At 63.7% G+C, this 20,100-nt stretch carries 12 protein-coding genes; 8 read left to right on the forward strand and 4 right to left on the reverse strand.

The annotated features are described in order from the left end of the window. The first annotated feature begins 4 nt into the window (after window positions 1-4). From C8K58_RS01900 to uvrA, 4 genes are all read left to right on the forward strand, one after another. Entirely contained in the window at window positions 5-1,420 is a 1,416-nt protein-coding gene (locus tag C8K58_RS01900; protein ID WP_108572824.1) for a DNA polymerase Y family protein, read from the forward strand. Beyond that, window positions 1,396-4,488, forward strand: coding sequence for an error-prone DNA polymerase (locus tag C8K58_RS01905; RefSeq protein WP_218279001.1), 3,093 nt, complete (start codon window positions 1,396-1,398; stop codon window positions 4,486-4,488). The genes C8K58_RS01900 and C8K58_RS01905 overlap by 25 nt, the downstream gene beginning before the upstream one ends. 109 nt (window positions 4,489-4,597) lie before the next feature. Beyond that, window positions 4,598-6,310 carry an ATP-binding protein gene (locus C8K58_RS01910; protein ID WP_027608655.1) on the forward strand — a complete coding sequence of 571 codons (1,713 nt, stop codon included), beginning with the start codon at window positions 4,598-4,600 and terminating at the stop codon, window positions 6,308-6,310. Continuing rightward, the gene (gene uvrA, locus C8K58_RS01915) at window positions 6,307-8,826 is read left to right on the forward strand and encodes an excinuclease ABC subunit UvrA (RefSeq protein ID WP_108572828.1); all 2,520 of its coding nucleotides are present in this window, start codon (window positions 6,307-6,309) and stop codon (window positions 8,824-8,826) included. The genes C8K58_RS01910 and uvrA overlap by 4 nt, the downstream gene beginning before the upstream one ends. 119 nt (window positions 8,827-8,945) lie before the next feature. Here the strand turns inward: uvrA and tkt are convergent, their stop codons facing one another. Next, window positions 8,946-11,003, reverse strand: a complete 2,058-nt coding sequence (gene tkt / locus C8K58_RS01920) for a transketolase (RefSeq protein WP_108572830.1) — start codon at window positions 11,001-11,003, stop codon at window positions 8,946-8,948. Between the two features lie 175 nt (window positions 11,004-11,178). Between tkt and C8K58_RS01925 the strand changes: the two genes are divergently transcribed. Continuing rightward, window positions 11,179-11,403: a DUF465 domain-containing protein gene (locus tag C8K58_RS01925; RefSeq protein WP_027608652.1), complete on the forward strand. Its 225-nt coding sequence runs from the start codon at window positions 11,179-11,181 to the stop codon at window positions 11,401-11,403. Between the two features lie 158 nt (window positions 11,404-11,561). Here C8K58_RS01925 and C8K58_RS01930 read toward each other — a convergent pair whose 3' ends face one another. Further along, window positions 11,562-12,938, reverse strand: coding sequence for a VOC family protein (locus C8K58_RS01930; protein WP_108572832.1), 1,377 nt, complete (start codon window positions 12,936-12,938; stop codon window positions 11,562-11,564). Window positions 12,939-13,226: 288 nt separating this feature from the next. Between C8K58_RS01930 and C8K58_RS01935 the strand changes: the two genes are divergently transcribed. Next, window positions 13,227-14,636, forward strand: a complete 1,410-nt coding sequence (locus C8K58_RS01935; RefSeq protein WP_065941962.1) for an OprD family outer membrane porin — start codon at window positions 13,227-13,229, stop codon at window positions 14,634-14,636. Window positions 14,637-14,705: 69 nt separating this feature from the next. Continuing rightward, window positions 14,706-17,381 (forward strand): glucosidase, encoded by a 2,676-nt coding sequence (locus C8K58_RS01940; protein ID WP_108572834.1) that lies wholly within the window; start codon window positions 14,706-14,708, stop codon window positions 17,379-17,381. 67 nt (window positions 17,382-17,448) lie between these two features. On the opposite strand, the gene C8K58_RS01945 is transcribed toward C8K58_RS01940, so the two are convergent. Then, window positions 17,449-17,763 carry an SCP2 sterol-binding domain-containing protein gene (locus tag C8K58_RS01945; protein ID WP_027608648.1) on the reverse strand — a complete coding sequence of 105 codons (315 nt, stop codon included), beginning with the start codon at window positions 17,761-17,763 and terminating at the stop codon, window positions 17,449-17,451. A gap of 56 nt (window positions 17,764-17,819) precedes the next feature. Continuing rightward, window positions 17,820-18,530, reverse strand: coding sequence for a histidine phosphatase family protein (locus C8K58_RS01950; protein WP_027608647.1), 711 nt, complete (start codon window positions 18,528-18,530; stop codon window positions 17,820-17,822). Window positions 18,531-18,725: 195 nt separating this feature from the next. Between C8K58_RS01950 and sohB the strand changes: the two genes are divergently transcribed. Further along, window positions 18,726-19,751 carry a protease SohB gene (gene sohB / locus C8K58_RS01955; protein WP_027608646.1) on the forward strand — a complete coding sequence of 342 codons (1,026 nt, stop codon included), beginning with the start codon at window positions 18,726-18,728 and terminating at the stop codon, window positions 19,749-19,751. The last annotated feature ends 349 nt before the right edge of the window (window positions 19,752-20,100 follow it).

Consider the following 20,100-nt stretch of genomic DNA (forward strand, 5'->3'; position numbering starts at 1 on the left):
TGCCATGCGCTGGGTGTGTATTGTCTTCCCGCAATTGGCGCTGGACGGGGTGCAGCGCCTGCACCCCGAGCCCGACCAACCCCTGGCGCTGCTGGCCGGCACGCCGCAGCGGCGCGTGCTGCAAACCGTCAATGACGCCGCCCGCGCATTGGGCCTGCGCCCGGGGCAATCGCTGACGGCCGCCCATGCCCTTTCCAAGACCTTTGCCTGTGCCGAATACGACCCCGTGGAGATCGAGCGCTGGCAGCAGTTCCTCGCCGCCTGGGCCTACCGCTTCAGCTCCCAGGTCAGTGTGTATTACCCGCGTGCCTTGCTGTTCGAGATCGAATCGAGCCTGGGCCTGTTCGGGCCCTGGCCTCGGTTCGAGGCACGCCTGCGCCAGGAACTGAGCGAGCTGGGCTTTCGTCACCGTATCGTCGCCGCCCCCAACCCGGCGGCGGCGCGGGTGCTGGCCAATCTCTACGATGGCCTGGCCGTGGCCGATGAGGATGCGTTGCTCCAGGCCCTGGCGCCACTGCCCATCGACCGCGCCGGCCTCGACCCGCAAGCGGCCACCGCGTTGTCGCGCATGGGCCTGCGTACCCTGGCCCAGGTGCAGGCGTTGCCCCGGCACACCCTGGCGCGGCGCTTTGACGCCAGCCTGCTCAAGCACCTCGATGCCTTGACCGGACAACGGCCGTTGGCCCTGGCGTTCTATCAGCCGCCGGACCAGTTCGATGTGCGCATCGAGCTGAATTTCGATGTGCAATCCCACCAGGCCTTGTTATTCCCCCTGCGCCGTCTGACCGGCGACCTCTCGGCGTTCCTCTGCGGCCGGGACAGTGGCGTGCAGCGTTTCGACCTGCACCTGGAACATGCCGATGCACCGGACAGTGTGATCAAGGTCGGCCTGCTGAGCGCCGAGCGTGAGCCGGCGATGCTGTTCGAACTGGCCCGTGGGCGCCTGGAGCACGTGCAAGTCACCTCGCCGGTGCGTGGTTTTCGCCTGGTGGCCCAGGACCTGCCGGTGTTCGTGCCGCAACGCCAGGACCTGTTCGACGATCGCCCGCAACAGACCCTGCCGTGGGAACAATTGCGCGAACGCCTGCGTGCACGCCTGGGGGATGAGGCGGTGCAAGGCCTGCGCTTCCATGCCGACCATCGCCCCGAATGCGCCTGGCAAATGGCGGCGGATAAAAGCCCGTGCGCCACCTTGGGCAAGGTGCGGCGTCCCGGCTGGTTGCTTGACGAACCGACCTTGCTGGCCGAGCAGGGCGTGCAGATCCTCATGGGCCCGGAGCGCATCGAATCCGGCTGGTGGGACGGTGCTGATATTCGCCGCGACTACTACCTGATCCAGACCCGCGCCGGCCAGCAAGGCTGGGCCTATCGCTGCGTGGGGCAAAGCGATGGGCTGTGGCTGCAGGGCTGGTTCGCATGAGTTATGCCGAGCTGCACTGCCTGTCCAACTTCAGCTTCCAACGCGGTGCCTCCAGCGCCCTGGAGTTGTTCGAGCGGGCCAAGCGCCAGGGCTACAGCGCCCTGGCGATCACCGATGAATGCACCTTATCGGGCATCGTGCGGGCCTGGCAGGCGGCGAAGGCGGTGGGCTTGCCGCTGATTATCGGCAGCGAAGTGCGCATCGAAAACGGCCCGAAACTGGTGCTGCTGGTACAGGACCTCAGCGGCTACCAGCACCTGTGCCGCTTGATCACCGTGGCCCGACGCCGGGCTGAAAAAGGTCGCTACCGCCTGCTGCTGGAAGACTTCGAGCAGCCGTTGCCCGGCCTGCTGGCGCTGTGGGTCGCCGAAGACAGCGACACCCAGGCCTCGACCCACTGGCTGCGCCATACCTTCGCCGAACGCCTGTGGCTGGCGGTGCACCTGCACTGCGGCCAGGACGATGCGCGGCATCTGGAGCAACGCCTGCACCTGGCCGCCAGCCTGCAGATTCCGGCGGTGGCCTGCGGCGATGTGCATATGCATGCCCGTGGCCGCCGCGCCCTGCAAGACACCATGACCGCGATCCGTCATCACGTGCCGGTGGCCGACGCCGGCACGCGCCTGCACCCCAATGGCGAGCGGCATCTGCGCAGCCTCGACGCCCTGGCCACGCTGTACCCGCAGGCGCTGCTCGACGAAACCCTGGCCATCGCCCAGCGCTGCCACTTCGATCTTGGCCAGTTGCGCTATCACTACCCGCGCGAGCTGGTGCCCGAGGGCCATGATGCCGAATCCTGGTTGCGCGCCGTCACCGATGAAGGCATCGCCCGGCGCTGGCCCCACGGGGTCGACGCCAAGACGTTGCAGCAGATCCATCACGAGCTGACACTGATCAGCAAACTGGGTTACGAAAGCTACTTCCTCACGGTGCACGACATCGTGCGCTTCGCCCGCAGCCGGTCGATCCTGTGCCAGGGCCGGGGTTCGGCAGCCAACTCGGCGGTGTGTTTTGCCCTGGGCATCACCGAGATCGACCCGAGCCTGACGAGTACGTTGTTCGAGCGCTTCCTGTCAGAGGAGCGCAACGAGCCGCCGGACATCGACGTCGACTTCGAGCACGAACGTCGCGAAGAAGTGCTGCAGTACGTGTTCCAGCGCTATGGCCGTACCCGCGCGGCGCTGACGGCGGTGGTCAGCAGTTACCACGCCGCCGGCGCAGTGCGCGATGTGGCCAAGGCCCTCGGCTTGCCGCCGGACCAGATCAACGCGCTGGCCGAATGCTGCGGGCGCTGGAGTGACGATGCGCCGCCCCTGGAACGCCTGCGCGAAGGCGGCTTCGACCCGGACAGCCCGATCCTGCGCCGTGTGCTGACGCTCACCCAACAGTTGATCGGTTTTCCCCGGCACCTGTCCCAGCACCCCGGGGGCTTCGTGATTTCCGAATACCCGCTGGATACCCTGGTGCCGGTGGAAAACGCCGCCATGGCCGAGCGCACCATCATCCAGTGGGACAAGGATGACCTCGATGCGGTCGGCCTGCTCAAGGTGGATATTCTCGCCCTGGGCATGCTCAGCGCGATCCGTCGCTGTTTCGATCTGCTGCGCCGCCATCGTGGCCGTGACCTGTCGCTAGCGACGATCCCCCAGGAAGACCAGGCCACCTACGCGATGATCAGCAAGGCCGACACCATTGGCGTGTTCCAGATCGAGTCGCGGGCGCAGATGTCGATGTTGCCCAGGTTGCGGCCGCAAACATTCTACGACCTGGTGATCGAGGTGGCCATTGTGCGCCCCGGGCCGATCCAGGGTGGCATGGTGCATCCGTACCTGCGCCGACGGAACAAGGAAGAACCCACGACTTACCCGTCGCCGGAGTTGGAAACCGTGTTGGCGCGCACCCTGGGCATCCCGCTGTTCCAGGAACAGGTGATGCAGATCGCCATGGTCGCCGCCGACTACAGCCCCGGCGAGGCCGACCAGTTGCGCCGTTCCATGGCCGCCTGGAAACGCCACGGTGGCCTGGAGCCGCATCAAGCACGCCTGCGCACCGGCATGTTGAAAAACGGCTACACCGAGGCTTTTGCCGCGCAGATCTTCGAACAGATCAAGGGCTTCGGCAGCTATGGTTTCCCCGAGTCCCACGCCGCCAGTTTTGCCTTGCTGACCTACGCCAGTTGCTGGCTCAAGTGCCATGAACCGGCGGCCTTCGCCTGTGCGTTGATCAACAGCTGGCCCATGGGGTTCTACAGCCCGGACCAGATCCTGCAGGATGCGCGGCGCCATCGCTTGCAGATCCGCCCGGTGGATGTGCAGGCCAGCGACTGGGACTGCAGCCTGGAGCCCATCGATGGCCAGCAGCCGGCGATTCGCATGGGGTTGCGCATGATCTCGGGGTTTCGCGAAGAGGATGGGCGGCGTATCGAAGCCGCACGTCAGCGCCGGGCGTTCAGGGATATTGCCGATCTGGACGCCCGCGCCGGGCTGGATGCGCGCACCCAGGCATTGTTGGCGGATGCCGGGGCCTTGCGTGCCCTGGCCGGCAACCGGCATACGGCGCGCTGGGCCGTGGCAGGGGTGCATAAGCAGCTTGGCTTGTTCGCCGGCCTGCCCAGCCCCGATGAGGCGCGAGTGGAACTGCCGAAACCGACGGTGGGTGAGGATCTGCACGCCGACTACGCCCTGCTTGGCACCACCCTTGGCCCGCACCCATTGGCGCTGCTGCGCGCCGAGCTGCGTAAACGGCGTTGCCGCAGCTCGAATGAACTGCAGGCGGTGGAGCATGGGCGCACTGTCAGCGTCGCCGGGCTGGTCACCGGTCGCCAGCGCCCCGGCACGGCCAGTGGCGTGACCTTTGTCACCCTCGAAGATGAATTCGGCAACCTCAACGTGGTGGTCTGGCGCGACCTGGCCGAACACCAGCGCCAGGCCCTGGTGGGGGCGCGGTTGCTCAAGGTGGACGGGCGTTGGGAGGCGGTGGGCGAGGTGCGGCACCTGATCGCCGGGCGCCTGACCGACCTGACGCCGCTGCTGGACGGCATCACGGTGCGCAGCCGGGATTTTCACTGAGGCGGGTAGCGCTGGCGGTGATTAGCCCCTAATTTATAGAAAATGAAACCATCGCCCCTTGATACGCTCCAAATTTTGCGACCGTCCTTTCTCTGCGCAGAGCCGAACGATGCAATTCTTATCCGACCCCCACGGCTGTGAAGGTTGGGCCGGCGAAATGGCCCAGCGCATTCGCGCATTTGACTGGTCAACCACCGACCTGGGACCCCTTGATCGCTGGTCCACCAGCCTCGCCTGTACCGTGCAGATGATGCTGGCATCCCCCGTGCCCATGGTGATGCTCTGGGGGCCGGCGGGGTACATGATCTACAACGACAGCTATTCGGTGTTTGCCGGTGGCCGCCATCCTTATTTGCTCGGCACGCCGGTGGAGCTGGGCTGGCCGGAAGTCGCCGACTTCAACCGCCATGTGGTGGACACCTGCCTGGCCGGCGGCACCTTGTCGTTCAACAACAAAGACCTGGTACTGCTGCGCAACGGCCAGCCGGAAACGGTGTGGCTGGATCTCTATTACAGCCCCGTCGCCGGGGATAACCAGCAACCGGCCGGCGTGCTGGCGATTGTGGTGGAGACCACCGCCCATGTGCATTCCGAACGCGTGCGCCAGGAACTGACCCATAACCTGGAGCAACGGGTGGCCGCCGAAGTCCAGGCGCGTTCCGCCGCCGAAGACCAACTGCGCCAGTCGCAAAAGCTCGAAGCCATTGGTGGCCTGACCGGTGGCGTGGCCCATGACTTCAATAACCTGTTGCAAGTGATCGCCGGCAACCTGCACCTGCTGGCTCGCCATGAACCGGAGAATGCCCAGGTGCAGCGGCGGGTCACGGCGGCCATTGCCGCGGTGGAGCGGGGCGCCAAACTGTCCTCGCAGCTGCTGGCCTTTGCCCGGCGCCAACCGTTGTCACCGGCCGTGTACAACCCGCAGCGCATCTATGCCGGGCTGGGCGAACTGCTGCAACGTGCCTTGGGTGAAACCATTCATATCGACGTGCAGCTGCCCCAGGATTCCTGGTGCATCAACGTCGATCGCAACCAGTTGGAAAATGCGCTGCTCAACCTGGCGATCAACGCCCGCGACGCCATGAAAGGCGAAGGCGTGATTCGCATCACCGGCGAAAACATCATCCTCAACCCCAAGGATTGCCGCGGCAAAAGCATCAAGCCAGGCGAGTATGTGCGCCTGGCCGTCACCGACATTGGCGTGGGCATGCCGGCGGCGATCCTGTCGCGGGTGTTCGAGCCGTTTTTCACCACCAAGCGCGATGGCCACGGTACCGGCCTTGGCTTGAGCATGGTGTTTGGTTTTGTCCGCCAAAGCGGTGGGCATGTGGACGTGTGGAGCGAGGAGGGCAAGGGCACCGTGGTGCAAATGTACTTTCCGCGCAGCCTGGGCGAAGAAGTCCAGGAGACTCACCCAGAACCCGTGTCCCACGACATGGGCCAGGAGACCATCCTGGTGGTGGAGGACAACGAGGATGTGCGGGTGACCGTGGTGGACCTGCTCGAACAGGCAGGCTACACGGTGTTGACCGCCGAAGACGGCGACCGCGCGATGCAAGCCTTGCAGGACGGCGTGCGGCCCGACCTGATCTTCACCGATGTGGTGATGCCCGGCCGTATCAAAAGCACCGACCTGGCCGAGTGGGCCCGCGTCCAGACGCCGCCGGTGGCGGTGCTGTTCACCTCGGGGCACACCCGCGACATCCTCTCCAGCAATCACCTGCTCAGCGCTGATATTCATTTGCTGAGCAAACCCTACAGCCCCGAGGCCCTGACGCAACGGCTGCGCAGCGTGCTCACCGCCAGACAAGGTTGTTCATGACGTCACAGCGCAACATGCCTCCGATCACTGCCCAGCACCTTGGATTCGTAAAGGTGCGCGGCGCCCGCGAACACAACCTGAAGAACGTCGACGTGGACATTCCCCGGGATGCCCTGGTGGTGTTTACCGGCGTCTCCGGCTCGGGCAAATCGTCCCTGGCGTTTTCCACGGTGTATGCCGAGGCCCAGCGCCGCTATTTCGAATCGGTGGCGCCCTATGCACGGCGCCTGATCGATCAGGTCGGCGTGCCGGATGTCGACAGCATCGAAGGTCTGCCGCCCGCCGTGGCGTTGCAGCAGCAGCGCGGCACGCCGAGTGCGCGTTCCTCAGTGGGCAGTGTGACCACCCTCTCGAGCCTGATCCGCATGCTGTATTCGCGTGCCGGCAGCTACCCGCCGGGACAGGCGATGCTGTATGCCGAGGACTTTTCGCCGAACCTGCCCCAGGGCGCGTGCCCGCAATGCCATGGCCTGGGCCGTGTGTATGAAGTGACCGAGGCGCTGATGGTGCCCGATCCGTCCCTGACCATCCGCCAGCGCGCGGTGGCGTCCTGGCCCCTGGCGTGGCAGGGCCAGAACCTGCGCGACATTCTCGTGACCCTGGGCTATGACGTGGATGTTCCCTGGCGCGACCTGCCGAAAAAGCAGCGCGACTGGATCCTGTTCACCGAAGAAACCCCCACCGTACCGGTGTATGCCGGTTTCACCCCGGCGCAAACCCGCGATGCACTGAAACGCAAGCTGGAGCCAAGCTACCAGGGCACGTTCAGCGGCGCGCGGCGCTACATTTTGCACACCTTCACCCACACCCAAAGCGCGCTGATGAAGAAGCGCGTGTCGCAGTTCATGCAGGGCAGCGCCTGCCCGTTGTGCGAGGGCAAGCGGCTGACCCGGGCGGCGCTGTCGGTGAAGTTTGCCGGGGTGGACATTGGCGAGTTGTCGCAACTGTCATTGACGCAATTGGCCGCGTTGTTGCGGCCGGTGGCGGCGGGGCAGGACAAGATGAAGCTGTCGGTGGAAAAACGCCTGGCGGCCCAGCGTATTGCCGAGGATCTGCTGGAGCGGGTCAGTACCTTGATCGAATTGGGGTTGGGCTATCTGTCCCTGGAGCGCAGCACGCCGACCCTGTCGTCCGGGGAGTTGCAGCGCCTGCGCTTGGCCACGCAATTGGGTTCGCAATTGTTCGGGGTGATCTATGTGCTGGATGAACCTTCGGCAGGCCTGCACCCGGCGGATGGCGAAGCGTTGTTCTCCGCGCTCGAACGTTTGAAAGCGGCGGGCAATTCGTTGTTTGTGGTGGAACATGACCTGGAAACCATGCGCCGCGCCGACTGGTTGATCGATGTGGGCCCGGCCGCCGGCGAGCATGGCGGGCACGTGCTGTACAGCGGGCCACCGGCCGGTCTGGCGGACGTTGAGGCGTCGCAGACCCGGGCCTATCTGTTCGCCGACAAGCGCCCTGGGAACCCGGCGCGCCGTGAACCCAGCGGCTGGCTGAGCCTGGAAGGCGTGACGCGCAATAACCTCAAGGACCTGAGCGTGGATGTCCCGTTGGGCTGCTTTACGGCGGTCACCGGTATTTCCGGCTCGGGCAAGTCCAGCCTGGTCAGCCAGGCGCTGCTGGAACTGGTGGGCAGCGGCCTCGGCAGCCGGGTGGAAAACGACGAAGAGCCGAGCCTGGAAGACGACGCCCCGCAAATCAGCGGCGGGCGCATCAGTGCCGGCCTGGAGCACATCCGCCGCCTGGTGCAGGTGGACCAGAAACCCATCGGCCGCACCCCGCGTTCCAACCTGGCGACCTACACCGGTTTGTTCGACAACGTGCGCAAGTTGTTCGCCGCCACGCCAGCGGCGAAGAAGCGCGATTACGACGCCGGGCAGTTCTCCTTCAACGTCGCCAAGGGCCGTTGCCCGAACTGCGAAGGCGAGGGCTTTGTCAGCGTCGAATTGCTGTTCATGCCCAGCGTCTACGCACCGTGCCCGACCTGCCACGGCGCGCGCTACAACCCTGAAACCCTGGCCGTCAAATGGCAAGGCCTGAGCATCGCCCAGGTGCTGGGGCTGACCGTGGAACAAGCGGTGGAGGTGTTCGCCGAACAACCTGGGATACTGCGTTCACTGCACGTGCTGCGGGATATCGGCCTGGGTTACCTGCGCCTTGGGCAGCCGGCGACGGAACTGTCCGGCGGCGAAGCGCAACGCATCAAACTGGCCACCGAGCTGCAACGCAATGCCCGTGGCGCGACGTTGTATGTGCTGGACGAACCCACCACCGGGCTGCATCCACGGGATGTCGACCGCCTGCTCAGTCAGCTCAATCAACTGGTGGATGGGGGGCATACGGTGGTCGTGGTGGAACATGAAATGCGCGTGGTGGCCCAGAGTGACTGGGTGATCGACATCGGACCGGGAGCCGGGGACCTGGGCGGCAAGGTGGTTGCCAGTGGGACGCCGCAGAAGGTGGCCAAAAACAAAACCAGCCGCACCGCGCCATTCCTGGCCCGAGAGCTGCTCTGACTAGCGATGTTGTCCAAATGTGGGAGGGGGCTTGCTCCCGATGAGGGAGTGTCAGTCGCTAATAATTTGACTGAGCCACCGCCATCGGGGGCAAGCCCCCTCCCACATTTTGCTCAGCTTTAGGTCAGGTTGATCTGTGCCCTGGCCTGCTTCACCACATTCTCAACCGTAAACCCGAACTGCTCCTGCAACTTCGCCAACGGCGCCGACGCGCCGAAGCTGTTCATCACCACCTTGGCGCCGGTCTGGCCGACATAGCGGTCCCAGCCCAGTGGCCCGGCCTGTTCCACCACTACCCGGGCCTTCACTGCCGGCGGCAACACGCTGTCGCGGTAGGCCTGGTCCTGGTCTTCGAACAGTTCCCAGCTGGGCATTGAAACCACCTGCGCGGCAATCCCTGCGCTTTTCAACTGCTCATACGCAGCCACCGCCAGGCTGACTTCACTGCCGCTCGCCAGCAGAATCACCTGAGGATCATCCGCCCTCGCCAGTACATAGGCGCCCTTGGCCGCCCCCGATGCCGCCGCGTATTTCGTACGATCCAGCGTCGGCAGTGGCTGGCGGGACAGTATCACGCAACTTGGCCGGTGGGTCTGCGCCAGCGCGACCTTCCACACTTCCAGGGTTTCATTCGCGTCGCCGGGGCGCAGGGTCAGCAACCCCGGCGTGGCGCGCAGTTGGGTCAGGTGTTCGATGGGCTGGTGGGTCGGCCCATCTTCGCCCACGCCAATCGAGTCATGGGTAAACACGAACACCACCGGCAGCTCCATGATCGCGGCCAGGCGGATCGGCGGCTTCATGTAGTCGCTGAACACCAGGAATGTCGAGGTGTACGGCCGCAGGTAGGACAACGCCATGCCGTTGGCAATCGCGCCCATGGCGTGTTCGCGGATGCCGAAGTGCAGGTTGCGCCCGCTGTAGTCGTCGGCGCTGAAACGCCCGGCACCGTCGAAGGTGAGGTTGGTCTTGGTCGAGGGCGACAGGTCCGCCGAGCCGCCGAGCAGCCACGGGATCTGCCGGGCAAAGGCATTCAGTACTTCGCCACCGGCGGCACGGCTGGCCACGCCCTTGGCGTCGGGGTCGAAACCGGGCAGGTCATCCTGCCAATGCTCCGGCATTTCGCCGGCACGCATGCGGCGCAGCTCTTCGGCCAGTTGCGGCTCGTGCTGCTGCAGCTGCGCCAGGCTCTGCTGCCAGGCGTCATATAACGGCTGGCTGCGCTCCAGCAGGGCGTCACGCAACACCGTGCGGGCCTCGTCGGGGACCAGGAAGCTGGAATCCTGCGGCCAGCCATACGCAGCCTTGGTCAGGCGGATCTCTTCATCGCCCAAGGGCTCGCCATGGGCGGCGGCGGTGTTGTGTTTGTGTGGCGAACCGTAGCCGATCACGCTGTCGACCACGATCAGGGTCGGCGCGCCGGTGTTGCCCTTGAAGGTGTTCAGCGCCTCGCTCAAGGCCTGCAAGTCATTCGCATCGGTGACGTGCACGGTGTGCCAGCCATAGGCCTGGAAGCGCTTGATCACGTCTTCGCTGAAGGCCAGCTCGGTGTGGCCTTCAATGCTGATGGTGTTGTTGTCGTAGATCCAGCACAGGTTATCCAGCTTCAGGTGCCCGGCCATGGACGCGGCTTCGCTGCTGATGCCCTCCATCATGTCGCCGTCGCCGCACAGGGTGTAGACGTTGTAGTCGAACAGCACCTGGCCGTCGCGGTTGAAACGCTTGCCCAGCCAGCGCTGGGCCATGGCCATGCCGACGCTGTTGGCGCAGCCCTGGCCCAGCGGCCCGGTGGTGGTTTCCACACCGGTGGTCATGCGGTACTCGGGGTGGCCGGGGGTCTTGGAGCTCATCTGGCGGAACTGCTTGATATCGTCCAGGCTGATCGCCGGTTGCCCCGAACGTTTGCCGTGGGCATCGATCTCGACCACACCGGCCAGGTGCAGCAGCGAATACAGCAGCATCGACGCATGCCCCACCGACAACACAAAGCGGTCACGGTTGGGCCAGTCGGGATGCTCGGGGTGGTAACGCAGGAAGCGGCTCCACAGCGTATACCCCACCGGTGCCAGGCCCATGGGCGTGCCGGGGTGGCCGGAGTTGGCCTTCTGCACGGCGTCCATGGCCAGGGTGCGCAGGGTGTTGATGCATTGGGTGTCGACAGCGGTGGCAGCATGAGTCATGAAACCGTTCTCCCTCGGGTGGCGATTTACAGTGGAGGGCGGGGTGTGGCAAAGGTTTGATCCCATTGCCCGCGCCGCGACGAACGGGGATGGATTGACCCTGAACATGACAAGACCGGCTGGAATGGGCTAGCTTCAAGGGGGTAAGCCATTGATCAACTTGCGGAGGTACGCCATGCCAGTGAAACACGACCTGTATCAGGATTTGGGGTTGAGCAAGGAAGCCGTTCACGAACGCAGGGCGAACGACAAACGCCTGGACTCGCTGTTCACTCAATACGATGCGGCCGATGGGGAGGTGCTGAAGGCGGAATCGGCCAAGGCCAGCGATGAGGAGGTGGAGAAGCTGAAGAAGAAACGCCTGTTGGTCAAAGACGAGATTGTGGGGCGATTGGGTTAAGCGCAACACTGCGCCTGCCATAGCGGGCGCAGATTTTTTCAGAATTGCCTGAAAGACATCTCTGCGCCGCCTGCCTATGATCCCGCTCGCCCTCCCGGCTCTGGGGACTGTTGCGGCGCAAGGATTGCGCCGGTGAGCCGGGTGGGCACTTTCCGTTTCTACACCAGCAGTGCCCGAGTGCATTCATCTATGGAGCGCTGCTGCGTCTCGCCATACACCTTCAATTCATCGACAGTCGTGCGCCCCAGGGCCTTCTCGAATTCGGCCTGGTTCGAATTGGCCGCGTAGTGACTCTGCGCCCCATCCCCCAGGTTCGACTGGAAAATCCCCGCCGCACTCACCGGCAGGAAATCCTCATACACCAAGGGTTCGACAGCCACATGGCCGGCGGCGACCAGTGCCTCCAGTGTGCGCGGTTGATCGGCCTGGCCGCGTGCCGCCAGGCCTTTCTCCGTGGCGAAGTAGCGGAAGTAGGCCAGATCCTGCTCACGCATCTGCCCGTGGTTATCCGGGAAGGCCTGGAAGTGCTGCTCCATCAACTGCATGTAGCGCGCGGCGTTGCCCTCGTTGGGGAAGGCACCCAGTTCGTCGCGCGCGGCATTCAGCAGTTGGTCGTACAGCGCGCGGCCCTTGGGCGTCAGCGCCACGCCACGCTGTTCGATTTCGCCGAAACGCGCGCTGTGGCTGCCCTGGGCATCGGTGAAGGCGATGGGTTCGTCGAGGGCCTTGAAGCTGGTCTGGCGCAGCAGGATCGGGCACTGGCGGCGGGGCGGGCCTTCGATCACGGCCTTGGGGGTGATGCCCTTGCCGGGCATGGCGGCCTGGACCTGGTCGATGTCCAGGGTGCGCGGGGTCAGGTGGTTGATGTGCGGGCCCTTGAAGGCCACCACGTCGGCGATCAGGCGGTGCTGGTCGCTGAGTTGCTGGTACTGCGCGGCGGTCACGGTCGCGGTGTGGTGCCAGCGGAAGGTTTCCAGGGCCTGGCGCACAAACTCATCGGCATCCGCAGGGTTGAGGCCACCGTCCTTCTCCGCTTGCTCGATCAGCGCCAGGGCGCGGGGAGTGAAGATCGAGCGCTTGGCCAGGGCGGTTTCGGCAAACCTGCGCAGCTCGGGGTTTTCGATCAGCTCCAGGCGTAGCAGCGAGGTAAACACGCGAAACGGGCTGGTCTGCAGCGCGCTTTCGTGCACGGCGCGGAACGCCGTGGAATGCACCGGCACGCCGGCGGGGGTCAGGTCGTAGTAACCCACCGGCTGCATGCCCATCACCGCGAACAGGCGGCCGATGGTCGCCAGTTCCGCCGCGGTGCCGAGACGGATGGCGCCATGGCGTTCCATGTCCAGGCGCTGGATCTCACCGGTGCGTTGCAGCTGTTGCGCCAGGTCCGGTTCGCTGGCGAGTACGCGGGCGTTGGTGGCGGCGACCAGCTCCATCAGTGCGCCATACAGCGGAACTTCATCTCGGTACATGTCGGACATGGCCTTGGAAAAGCCCTTGCGGATCTCGTCGGGGCTGACATGTGCGGTGCTGTGCATAGAAAAATTCCTGATCACGATGCTGATGGGAGCGGCCGATACCTGGATTTTGTTGGGCTGTGGGCGGGCGTGCAAACGAAGAATCCTCTGGACTTCATTCTGCAAATGAATGAAATGACGTGAATATGACAAAAAACGGCGGCAGGGAAATTTCATTTTCCAGGCCCTTTTCTAAAGAAAGCTTCACGAGGTTCGCCCTGGCCGGCATGAAAGAATCGTCACGTTTGCAGAGCCGACAGTGGGTTTGCACGCCAAACACGATAAAAAAACATTCAGGGGCCGCAGTTAATGAAAATTTCTACACTGGCGCTGTCGATCACCGCCGCCGTTCTTGCACAACAGGCTTACGCTGATGACTTCGGGCTCGGCGCGCTGGGCACGGGCAATGGCCACAGCGGCTTTCTCGAAGACAGCCATGCGTCCGTCAGTTCGCGGACCATGTACTACAGCGCAGATAACCGCTCGGGGACCAATAACGACTTGCGCGAAGCTGCTACCGCACTGCGTTTCGACTACAAATCCGGCTTCACCCAAGGCACCGTTGGCCTGGGTTTCGACGTGATGGCCTTCGGCGCCCTGCGCCTGGACGGTGGCGATGGTCACACTGCGGGCCCGGGCCTGGCGGGTAATGGCAACAGCTTCTTCCCAACCAAAAACAACGGCACCGAGCCGGCCGACTCCTTCGGTCGCGCGGCCGGCAACGTGAAGTTCCGCATTTCCCAGACCGAGTTGCATGTCGGTGGTGGCCTGGCGCCGGTGTTGCCGATCCTGGTCTCCAACGACAGCCGCGTGGCGCCGCAAACCTTTGACGGCGGCATCCTCACCTCCAACGATATTCCCAACGTCACCTTCACCGGCGGCGAGCTGAACCGCGCCGAAGGCCGTGCCTCCAGCAACTCCACGGGCTTGAGCGTGGCCGGCGGTACGCGCGACAGCGACAGCTTCAAGTTCGGTGGGGTGGACTACAAGCCGTTTGGTTCGTCCGACAACGCCATCGCAAAAAACCTGACGTTGCAGTACTACTACGCCCAGTTGCAGGACTTCTACAAACAGAACTACGTCGGCCTGGTCCACGTGCTGCCCCTGGGCAACGACCAGTCGTTCAAGACCGACCTGCGTTACTTCGACAGCAGCAGCGACGGCAAGAATGGCGAGAGTGGCTACCAGTTCAACAACAACGGCGGCTACGCCAAGCACGCCAACGAAGTGGACAACAAAACCTACAGTGCCGCGTTCACCTACCAACTGGGCGGCAGCAGCCTGATGCTCGGCCACATTGGCGTGGGTGACGATGGTGGTTTTGTCTGGGTCAACCAGGGCAGCCTTGCCGATCCCCACGCCCAAGGCGCCGGCGGCAGCGACTTCTACCTGTTCACCGACGCAGTGGTGGGCCAGTTCTCCCGGGCGGGCGAGCAGGTCAACTTCGGGCAGTACGCGTATGATTTCAAGGCCTACGTGCCGGGCCTGAAAGCGTCCGTGGCCTACCTGGACGGTACGGATATCAAGTCGAAGGTCGCCGGTGGCCCTGACCAGAAAGAAAACGAAACCGACTTCCGCCTGGACTACGTGGTGCAGGCCGGTCCTCTGAAAGGCTTCGGTACCACCTTGCGTACCGGCACCTATCACGGCAAAAACACCGGCACCGCCGACCAGGACCAGACCCGCCTGATCTTCAACTACACCTACGCCATCTTCTAAGTCTTCATGTGCACCCGGGCGTCATTGGGCTCTACACTGCTCCTCACCTGGTAGGCGATGGAGGACCCGATGACGGCCACACCCGACACCCGAATACTGGACACGATCGAAGGCCAACGCCTGGCGACGCCGGAGGCCGAGCGTTGGCGCGAGTGGGGCCCCTACCTGAGCGAACGCCAATGGGGCACGGTGCGCGAAGACTACAGCGCCGACGGCGATGCCTGGGCTTACTTCCCCCATGAACATGCACGCAGCCGCGCCTACCGCTGGGGCGAGGATGGCCTGGCCGGGTTCAGCGACAAGGCGCAACACTGGTGCCTGGGCCTGGCCCTGTGGAACGAGCGCGACGCGATCCTCAAGGAGCGCCTGTTCGGCCTGAATAACGCCGAGGGCAACCACGGTGAAGACGTCAAGGAGTTGTACTTTTTCGTCGACGGTGTGCCCAGCCATGCCTATATGCGCATGCTCTACAAATACCCCCATGCCGCCTTTCCCTACGCCGACCTGATTGCCGAGAACGCCCGGCGTGGTCTGGCCGATGCCGAGTACGAGATCCTCGATACCGGTGTGTTCGAAGACAACCGCTACTGCGACGTCAGCGTCGAATACGCCAAGCACCAGCCTGACGATATTTTCATGCGCGTCACCGTGCACAACCGCTCGCAACAGCCGACGCGCCTGCAGGTGCTGCCGCAGCTGTGGGCGCGCAATGACTGGAGCTGGACCTCGGATGCGCCCAAGCCACAGTTGAGGCTGGACGGCGAACACGTGCTGGCCCGTCATCATGCACTGCCCGATCTGCGTCTCAGCGCCTGGGGGCAGGCGGGCGTGGAATGGCTGTTCTGTGAAAACGAGAGCAACTTCCCGCGACTGGGCGGGCAACCGGCGCCGGGGCCGTTCAAGGACGGGATCAACGATTATGTGGTTGAAGGGCTGGACGCTGCGATTCGCCGCGACACCGGTACCAAGGTGGCCGCACGCTTTATCCTTGAGCTGGCGGGCCTGCAAAGCAAAAGCCTTTACCTGCGCCTTGCACCCGTGGACGCGCCCGAGGTCAACGCGCGCAAACTGTTTGAACAGCGGCGCCAGGAAGCCGATGACTTCTACGCCGCCTTGCAGCAAGGCCTCGTCGATGACGACGCGCGCAACGTGCAGCGCCAGGCCCTGGCTGGCTTGCTGTGGTCCAAGCAGCTCTACTATTTCGATGTGAACCAGTGGCTCGACGGCGACCCGGCCCAGCCCGCGCCACCGCCCGAGCGCCTGCATATCCGCAATACCCATTGGCGGCACCTGTCCAACTTCGACATCCTGTCCATGCCCGACACCTGGGAATACCCGTGGTACGCCTCCTGGGACCAGGGCTTCCAGGCGGTGGCGTTTGCCCTGATCGATCCGGGGTATGCCAAGCAACAGCTGTTGTTGCTGGTGAAGGACCGCTTCATGCACCCCAACGGCCAACTGCCCGCCTATGAATGGCGCTTCGACGACGCCAACCCACCGGTGCATGCCTGGGCCAGCTGGCGCGTGTACCAGCAGGACAAGGCGCTGACCGGTGTGGGCGACCTGGATTTCCTCGAGCGGATCTTCCACAAGCTGCTGCTGAATTTTTCCTGGTGGGTCAACCGCAAGGACGCCGAGGGTCGCAACCTGTTCCAGGGCGGCTTCCTGGGGCTGGACAATATCGCCTTGTTCGACCGCTCGGCCGCGTTGCCGCCGGGGTATCAGCTCGATCAGGCCGACGGCACCGCCTGGGTGGCGGCGTATGCGCTGGACTTGATGCGTATCGGCCTGGAGTTGGCCAAGCGCAATGTCGTGTATGTCGATATCGCGGTGAAGTTTTTCGAGCACTTCCTGTACATCGCCGGCGCCATCAACCGCGTCGATGACAGCGCCGAAGGCCTGTGGGACGAGCAGGACCTGTTCTTCTACGACGTACTGCACCGTCCCGACGGCCAGAACGAGCCGGTGCGCCTGCGCTCCATTGTCGGCCTGATGCCGTTGTTTGCCGTGCTGGTGCTGGAGCAGCGCGAACACGAGGGGCTGGAAGGGTTGCGTGAACGGCTGTTGGGGTTCATGCACCACCGGCCGGACCTGGCCAAACTGGTGTCGCGCTGGAACGAACCGGGTCAGGGCAATCGCCTGTTGCTGGCGCTGTTGCGTGGCGAGCGCACCAAGGATTTGCTGCGGCGCATGCTCGATGACGACGAATTCCTCTCGGCCTTTGGCGTGCGTTCCCTGTCCAAGGCGTTTGCCGAGCAGCCACTGGCGCTGAAGATGAATGGCGACACCCTGTGCGCCCGTTACCAGCCGGGTGAATCCGACTCGCGCCTGTACGGCGGCAATTCCAACTGGCGCGGGCCCTTGTGGATGCCGGTGAACTACATGCTGATCGAATCGCTGCGGGAATTTCACCGCTACTACGCGGACAACTTCTCGGTGAAATACCCCACGGGCAGCGGGTATCTGGCATCCCTGGAGGACGTGGCCGACAGCCTCAGCCAGCGCTTGACCCGCCTGTTTCTGCGGGATGAAAACGGTTCACGACCGTCGATGGCGGGGTATGCGCAGTTGGAGGCGGACCCGGCCAGTCGTGACCTGGTGTTGTTCCATGAATATTTCCATGGCGAGACGGGGCGGGGGTTGGGGGCTTCGCACCAGACCGGATGGAGTGCGCTGGTGGCGTTGCTGCTACAGCCCAAATGTGGGAGGGGGCTCGCCCCCGATAGCGGTGGATCAGTCAACTGATGACGCGACTGACAAACCGCCATCGGGAGCAAGCCCCCTCCCACAGAGATTCAGGGTTGCCCGTGAATCAGGAAGGGAACAGTTCGCTCAGCTTCATGGCCAGCATCATGTCGCCTTCGGTGCGCAGCTTGCCTCCCATGAAGGCCTGCATGCCGTCGGTCTCGCCGCTGACGATGCCTTTCATAGTGTCGCCGTCCATGACCAGGGTCACTTGGGCGTCAGGGTTTTCGCCTTCCAGCAGTTCGCAGGTGTTGTTCTTGACCACCAGCGAGAAGTTCTGGGTGTCGTCGATACGGAAACCGAACACCAGGTCCAGGCCGTCGGCGGCGGCTGGGTTGAATTTGGCTTTCATTGCTTCTACGGCTTTAGCTACGTCAGTCATGGTTTCGATCCTTTTATGGTGAGTCCAGTGACCTTGGGGTCACGGTTGGCCGCACTTCATCGGAAGGTGATGAGTTGCGGCGCCTTCAACAGTTGCAAGTGGGTGTGACTGTTGAAGGAAGCCAGTGCCACCTCGCGACCGCGGAATTTCAGCTGGTTGAGCGAGGTGTTAACAATTTGCCAGTTCAGTTCGAAGGCCTGGGCGGCAGGCATCCGGGTAATCAGGTGGAGCAGGGCGGTGATGGTGCCGCCGGAGGTGAACACCGCGATCTTCTGCGTGTTGTCCGCCGCTTCCAGAATGCGTTGCAGGCCACCCTGGACGCGCTCCACGAAGCCCAGCCAGCTTTCCAGTCCCGGCGGGTCATAGGTGCCGGCCAGCCAGCGCTCGATGATCAGGGCGAAGATGCGCTGGAACTCGCTGCGGTTTTGCGCGGCGTTGCGCAGGATGTCCAGGGCGTCGGGTTCGCTGCCGAGCAGGTCGGGGAGCAGGGCGCGGATGATTGCGTCGGCGTCGAATTCGTTGAAGGCGCTGTCGGTTTCCAATGCTGGCACGGGCAGGCCGAGGGTGCTGTATTGATCGAAGGCGGCAGCGGCCGTGTGCTGCTGGCGGCGCAGGTCGCCGGCGATGCAGCGGTCGAACACCAGGCCCATATCCGCCAGGTGGCGGCCGAGCACTTGCGCTTGTTCCACGCCGACGGGCGACAGCACGTCATAGTCGTCTGCACCGAAGGAGGCCTGGCCATGTCGAATCAAATAGATGCTGCCCACGTCCGTTTTCCCGGTACGTTGAAAGTCTGGCGAGGTTATGAGGATGCCAGGGTGCTGTCAATGAAAAAACATACGCTTGTTTTAAAAGCTCGTTGGAGCGCGTTCCTGCTGGCGGTTTGAGCACTGGCCGCCCGGCGATCCCGTCGGTATGCTTGGGCAATCCGCGCCTGGCGCCGTGCATTGTTAAGGAGACACATGGATTTTTTGGCTGAATACGCGAGCTTTCTGGCGAAGACCGTCACCCTGGTGGTCGCTATTCTGGTGGTCTTGATCAGCTTCGCGGCACTGCGCAGCAAAGGGCGTCGCAAAGCCGCCGGCCAACTGCAGGTCAGCAAGCTCAATGACTTCTATAAGGGCCTGCGTGAGCGCCTGGAGTCGAGCCTGCTCGACAAGGAGCAGCTCAAGGCCCTGCGCAAGTCCGAAAGCAAAGCCGAAAAGAAGAACGGCAAGAAGAAGCCCGAGGCCAAGCCACGGGTGTTCGTGCTGGATTTCGACGGTGACATCAAGGCCTCGGCCACCGAGAGCCTGCGCCATGAAATCACCGCGCTGCTGAGCCTGGCCACGCCCAAGGACGAAGTGGTGCTGCGCCTGGAAAGCGGCGGCGGCATGGTGCACAGCTACGGCCTGGCGTCATCGCAACTGGCGCGTATCCGCCAGGCGGGCGTGCCGTTGACCGTGTGCATCGACAAGGTCGCGGCCAGCGGCGGCTACATGATGGCGTGTATCGGTGAGAAGATCATCAGCGCACCGTTTGCCATCCTCGGCTCCATTGGCGTGGTGGCGCAGTTACCCAACGTCAACCGCCTGCTGAAAAAGCACGACATCGACTTTGAAGTACTGACCGCCGGCGAGTACAAGCGCACCCTCACGGTGTTTGGCGAAAACACCGAGAAAGGCCGCGAGAAGTTCCAGGAAGACCTGGACATCACCCATCAGTTGTTCAAGAACTTCGTCTCGCGTTATCGCCCCCAGCTGGCGATTGATGACGTAGCGACCGGAGAGGTGTGGCTGGGTGTGGCCGCGCTGGATAAGCAACTGGTCGACGAACTGCAAACCAGCGACGAATACCTGGCCACCAAGGCCAAGACCGCCGAAGTGTTCCACCTGCACTATGCCGAGCGTAAAAGCCTGCAGGAACGGGTGGGCCTGGCGGCCAGCGGCTCGGTAGACCGGGTGCTGCTGACCTGGTGGAGCCGCCTGACCCAGCAACGCTTCTGGTAAGCCCCTTTGGGGTATAGGTAATACCTGTGGGAGGGACGGTGCGACGATTCGACTTGCCCCCGATGGCGGCCTGACAGCCGACCAGGATGTTGGATCAGACCGAGTACATATCCGTTGCTGCGGTAACGGCTGCTGTTGGTTCCGCCCTTACGGCGGCTCACTTTTGAAAAGCGCAAAAGTAAGCAAAACGCTTCGCCCCACCACTCGGCACCTCGCCTAGGCTCGGTGTGCCCGTAATCCGACAGTGATGTGGGGGCTAAACCGGCATCCCTGCCGGTTTACCCCCCAAATCACTATCGAATTCCGGCCAGCGTGGTTTAACGGGGCGCCTGAGATCAAGATCAAGAGC

Origin of the sequence: Pseudomonas sp. GV047, assembly GCF_003058245.1 — a bacterium.
Taxonomy (GTDB): domain Bacteria; phylum Pseudomonadota; class Gammaproteobacteria; order Pseudomonadales; family Pseudomonadaceae; genus Aquipseudomonas; species Aquipseudomonas marginalis.

Coding starts and splice junctions, on each gene's coding strand:
- C8K58_RS01900 (WP_108572824.1), top strand. CDS start 5: ATGCGCTGGGTGTGTATTGTCTTCCCGCAATTGGCGCTGGACGGGGTG.
- C8K58_RS01910 (WP_027608655.1), top strand. CDS start 4,598: ATGCAATTCTTATCCGACCCCCACGGCTGTGAAGGTTGGGCCGGCGAA.
- uvrA (WP_108572828.1), top strand. CDS start 6,307: ATGACGTCACAGCGCAACATGCCTCCGATCACTGCCCAGCACCTTGGA.
- tkt (WP_108572830.1), bottom strand. CDS start 11,003: ATGACTCATGCTGCCACCGCTGTCGACACCCAATGCATCAACACCCTG.
- C8K58_RS01925 (WP_027608652.1), top strand. CDS start 11,179: ATGCCAGTGAAACACGACCTGTATCAGGATTTGGGGTTGAGCAAGGAA.
- C8K58_RS01930 (WP_108572832.1), bottom strand. CDS start 12,938: ATGCACAGCACCGCACATGTCAGCCCCGACGAGATCCGCAAGGGCTTT.
- C8K58_RS01935 (WP_065941962.1), top strand. CDS start 13,227: ATGAAAATTTCTACACTGGCGCTGTCGATCACCGCCGCCGTTCTTGCA.
- C8K58_RS01940 (WP_108572834.1), top strand. CDS start 14,706: ATGACGGCCACACCCGACACCCGAATACTGGACACGATCGAAGGCCAA.
- C8K58_RS01945 (WP_027608648.1), bottom strand. CDS start 17,763: ATGACTGACGTAGCTAAAGCCGTAGAAGCAATGAAAGCCAAATTCAAC.
- sohB (WP_027608646.1), top strand. CDS start 18,726: ATGGATTTTTTGGCTGAATACGCGAGCTTTCTGGCGAAGACCGTCACC.